The sequence below is a fragment of the Colwellia psychrerythraea genome, from assembly GCF_000764185.1.
In the GTDB taxonomy this organism is placed as follows: Bacteria; Pseudomonadota; Gammaproteobacteria; order Enterobacterales; family Alteromonadaceae; genus Colwellia; species Colwellia psychrerythraea_B.
The window spans coordinates 1-1,955 of sequence record NZ_JQEC01000018.1; the positions used below are offsets into that span (position 1 = coordinate 1).

1 tRNA gene and 1 rRNA gene are annotated in these 1,955 nt (G+C 48.6%); both read right to left on the reverse strand.

Annotated features, from left to right (window positions below):
* Positions 1–330: 330 nt before the first annotated feature.
* Positions 331–407 (reverse strand) — tRNA-Ile (locus GAB14E_RS13545).
* Positions 408–490: 83 nt separating this feature from the next.
* Positions 491–1,955: ribosomal RNA gene (locus tag GAB14E_RS13540) — 16S ribosomal RNA — on the reverse strand; the annotation flags it as partial.

The following is a 1,955-nucleotide window of genomic DNA, read 5'->3' on the forward strand; positions in this document are numbered from 1 at the left end:
TTGATAAGACATCTTACTCTTTCGAGTAGTATGAATTCGATAATACATCCTTGGGGGATGCACTATCACCATCACCACATTCACGATAAGAGAATGTGCTAACAGCTTGGTATTTATAATCATATGAACAACAGCGCGACACCGTGTTCAACATATAAATACCGATATTTATATCAGCTTTCCAGATTGTTAAAGAACTTATCATTTGCACACATTCGGCAAAGATATGGTTTAAAAAAACCAAATTTAAATTAGCTTATAAAGCGTAGTTTAAATTTGGCTTCTATTCTCAATTATGACGAAGAAATCTACCTTTTCCTTTTAAGGAATTGGTAGGTCTGGGCAGACTTGAACTGCCGACCTCACCCTTATCAGGGGTGCGCTCTAACCAGCTGAGCTACAGACCTATTACTTCTTCATTTTCATTATCATACAATTTGTGTGAACACTCGTGAATCCGAGGATTCCATTAAGTAATTTTACTTCAAGATAAGGAGGTGATCCAACCCCAGGTTCCCCTAGGGTTACCTTGTTACGACTTCACCCCAGTCATGAAACACAAAGTGGTGACCGTCCTCCCCGAAAGGTTAAACTAGCCACTTCTTTTGCATCCCACTCCCATGGTGTGACGGGCGGTGTGTACAAGGCCCGGGAACGTATTCACCGTAGCATTCTGATCTACGATTACTAGCGATTCCGACTTCATGGAGTCGAGTTGCAGACTCCAATCCGGACTACGACAAGCTTTGTGGGATTCGCTCCACCTCGCGGTATTGCTGCCCTCTGTACCTGCCATTGTAGCACGTGTGTAGCCCATCCCGTAAGGGCCATGATGACTTGACGTCGTCCCCACCTTCCTCCGGTTTATCACCGGCAGTCTCCTTAGAGTTCCCGCCATAACGCGCTGGCAAATAAGGATAGGGGTTGCGCTCGTTGCGGGACTTAACCCAACATTTCACAACACGAGCTGACGACAGCCATGCAGCACCTGTCACAGAGTTCCCGAAGGCACAAGTCTATCTCTAGTCTCTTCTCTGGATGTCAAGGGATGGTAAGGTTCTTCGCGTTGCATCGAATTAAACCACATGCTCCACCGCTTGTGCGGGCCCCCGTCAATTCATTTGAGTTTTAACCTTGCGGCCGTACTCCCCAGGCGGTCAACTTAGTGCGTTAGCTGCGCCACTCACGTCTCAAGGACACAAACGGCTAGTTGACATCGTTTACGGCGTGGACTACCAGGGTATCTAATCCTGTTCGCTCCCCACGCTTTCGTTCCTCAGCGTCAGTATCTGTCCAGGTGGCCGCCTTCGCCACTGATGTTCCTTCCAATCTCTACGCATTTCACCGCTACACTGGAAATTCCACCACCCTCTACAGTACTCTAGTCTACCAGTTCAAAATGCAGTTCCAAGGTTGAGCCCTGGGCTTTCACATCTTGCTTAATAGACCGCCTACGAACGCTTTACGCCCAGTAATTCCGATTAACGCTTGCACCCCTCGTATTACCGCGGCTGCTGGCACGAAGTTAGCCGGTGCTTCTTCTGTTGTTAACGTCACAGATTGCAGCTATTAACTACAACCCTTTCCTCACAACTGAAAGTGCTTTACAACCCGAAGGCCTTCTTCACACACGCGGCATGGCTGCATCAGGCTTTCGCCCATTGTGCAATATTCCCCACTGCTGCCTCCCGTAGGAGTCTGGGCCGTGTCTCAGTCCCAGTGTGGCTGATCATCCTCTCAAACCAGCTAGAGATCGTCGCCTTGGTAAGCCTTTACCTTACCAACTAGCTAATCTCACTTGGGCTAATCAAATGGCGAGAGGTCCGAAGATCCCCCCCTTTGGTCCGTAGACGTTATGCGGTATTAGCAGTCGTTTCCAACTGTTGTCCCCCACCATAAGGCATATTCCCAAGCATTACTCACCCGTCCGCCGCTCGTCAGCAGATAGCAAGCTA